3 protein-coding genes are annotated in these 2,772 nt (G+C 59.8%); all 3 read right to left on the reverse strand.

Annotated features, from left to right (window positions below; all coding sequences use genetic code 11):
- A partial coding sequence (locus AC0L3N_RS33705) for an ABC transporter permease (protein WP_473551988.1) occupies window positions 1-806 on the reverse strand: 806 nt, incomplete at its 3' end.
- Window positions 799-1,674, reverse strand: coding sequence for an ABC transporter permease (locus AC0L3N_RS33710; RefSeq protein WP_473551990.1), 876 nt, complete (start codon window positions 1,672-1,674; stop codon window positions 799-801). The genes AC0L3N_RS33705 and AC0L3N_RS33710, both read right to left, overlap by 8 nt.
- Before the next feature lie 28 nt (window positions 1,675-1,702).
- Window positions 1,703-2,772: ABC transporter ATP-binding protein (locus AC0L3N_RS33715; RefSeq protein ID WP_473551993.1), on the reverse strand; the 1,070-nt coding region annotated here is incomplete at its 5' end.

Here is a 2,772-nt window from a genome sequence, read left to right on the forward strand (position 1 = left end):
TGGGCGAGGCGTATCGTACCCATCAATAGGAACGTCATGGCGACGATGATCGTGGAGACAACGGCGATAACCGGCGTAAGGTTGAAGTCGATATCCTCGAACAGCTTCCTGGTTATTGTCTTGCCCTCAATGCCCGAAATGAAGAAGGCCACAGTCGCCTCATCGAACGAGGAGACGAAAGCAAAAACCGCGCCGGCGATCACGCCGGGGGTGATTTGTGGCAGGACAATCTCGAAGAAGGCGCGGCCGCGTCCGGCCCCGCAATTAAGGGCAGCCATTTCGAGTGTGGGGTCGAAGCGTTGAAGCGATGCGGAGACGGACACGACCACATAGGGCACCGTCAGCATAGTGTGCGCCAGCAGAAAACCGAAGAAATTCCCCGTCAGGCGAAGCGGCGCGAAGAACAGATAGAGCGCGATCGCGATAATGATGTGGGGAACAATCAGGGGGCTGAGTGCCAAACCGAAAATAAGCGATTTCCCCGGCAGGTCGCCCCGGACCAGGGCGACAGCAGCGAGAGTTCCGATGATCGTCGCTGAAATGGTGGTGAAGAAGGCAATGCGCAGGCTGAAAAGCGTCGCAGCGATCCAGTCAGGGTCACTGAAATACTCGGCGTACCAGTGCAGAGTCAGCCCAGAGGGCGGAAACTCGATATAGGGAGCACTACCGAACGAGATCGGTATGACGATCAGCGTGGGCAGAATCAGGAAGAACAGGACGAGCGCAACAAGGAGGCCCGCGGCGATCTTGCCGAGCGCAAGAGGACGAAACGGGCGCTCCTGGCTGATGGCGATGATCTCAGACATTGCCGAATCCTCCAGAGGTGGCCAGGACCCTGCGGAACATGAAAGTGAGGACTAAGGTTACCAAAAGAAGAACCGTCGCCAGCGCGCCCGCGAACGGCCAGTCGAGCAGAACCGTCGTCTGCTGTCCGATCAACGTCGCCATCATTAGCGTTTGGGGCCCGCCCACGAGGGCTGGCGTGACGTAGAAACCGAGCGCCAGGATGAAAGTCATCAGCGTGCCCGCGAACACGCCAGGCAGGCTGAGCGGCAAGGTGATTTGGAAAAACGTGGTGAATACCCCAGCGCCCAAGTTTGCGGCGGCCTGAGGCAGTTCCTTTGGAATGGTCCTTAGCGCGCTGTAGATGGGCAGGATCATGAACGGCAGCATCACATGTGTCATGGCGACGATAACTGCGCCTTCCGTATAGATCAGCTTGAGCGGCTGTTCGAGAATGCCGGTTCCGATGAGGATGTCATTGATGACGCCTTTCCGCTGCAACAGTATGATCCAGGCATAGGACCGCACAAGGACGGAGGTCCATAACGGGATCAGCACGCAGGCCGCGATCCAGAGCGTGAGCTTGCTGCCAGCGCGCACCATCCCGTAGGCAACGGGATATCCAAGGATGAAGGCGCCGAGCGTTGTGGCGAATGCGATCCAGAGCGTGCGCAGCAGAACCTTCAGATAAAGCGGTTCGGTGAAGATGCGGACATAGTTGCCGAGGGTGAGACCGGGGTCGAAGAGGCTGCCGACGAGCATTCTACCAACTGGGTAAAGGAAGCTGAAGATGAGGAGCAGAACGAGGGGCAGCAGCAGCAATGCCGTCAGGAGCGGAGGGTACCTGCCACTGGTTCCGGTGACCAGGAACAGGCGCGAACGCGTCGCCATGGTCGAAGTTGCAGGTCCTGCCTCGAGGCTAGTCATTGGCAGTCGCCCTGCCTGAAAAAAGGTGAATGGCATTGGTTTGGAACACAATGTCGACCGCATCGCCGCGTGCGAAGGCCGACAGATCACCGCTTGCCGGCGCCTGGATATGCAGCGGCGGACCGCTTCGTCCGTCAATGTTGACCAGAAGAATCTGGTGTGTGCCGAGATAAATTGAGGTGTCCACCGTACCGGCGATGGCGTCCTGGCCGCCGGAGCCGCGTGCGGCAAGGGAGATGTTCTCCGGCCGGATCGCGGCCTGCAGCGGCAGTCCGGGAGAAAGCTCAAAGGCGTGTCCGTTGAGCGAGCGCGTCACGCTGAGCATCGAGGCGTCGGTGACCCTGATCTGGTGGCCGGCCTTCTCGGATCCCAGATATTCGACCGGCAGGAAGTTCATCTTGCCGATGAATTCCGCGACAAACGGAGAGGCGGGCTCGCTATAAAGGCTGGCGGGGCTGCCGATCTGGGCGACCCGGCCCTTGTCCATGACCGCGATGCGGTCGGACATAGTCAGCGCTTCCTCCTGATCGTGGGTTACATAGATCACAGTGACACCAAGCCGCTGCTGAAGCATCTTGATCTCGATCTGCAACTGTTCGCGGAGTTTCTTGTCGAGCGCGCCGAGGGGCTCATCCATCAGGAGAACCGGGGGCTCGAAGACCAGCGCCCTCGCGAGGGCAACTCGCTGCTGCTGGCCGCCGGACAATTGGGTCGGCATCCGGCTGCCGTAGGCGTCGAGCTGGACCATGACGAGCGCCTCGCCGACCCGCCGCTCGATCTGCGCGCGATCGATTTTGCGCATACGCAGGGGGAAGGCGACGTTGTCTTTCACCGACATGTGCGGGAAAAGGGCATATTTCTGGAACACCATCCCGACATTGCGCTTGTTGGGAGCAACATGCGTTACATCGGTCGCACCGATCTCGATGAGACCCGCAGATGGAAGCTCAAAACCCGCGATCATCATCAAGAGGGTCGTCTTGCCGGAACCCGAGGGCCCGAGGAGCGAGAGGAACTCTCCCGGCTTCACATCGACGGATACATCCTCGACTGCCGTGACCG

The sequence above is a fragment of the Mesorhizobium sp. WSM4807 genome (assembly GCF_055811615.1).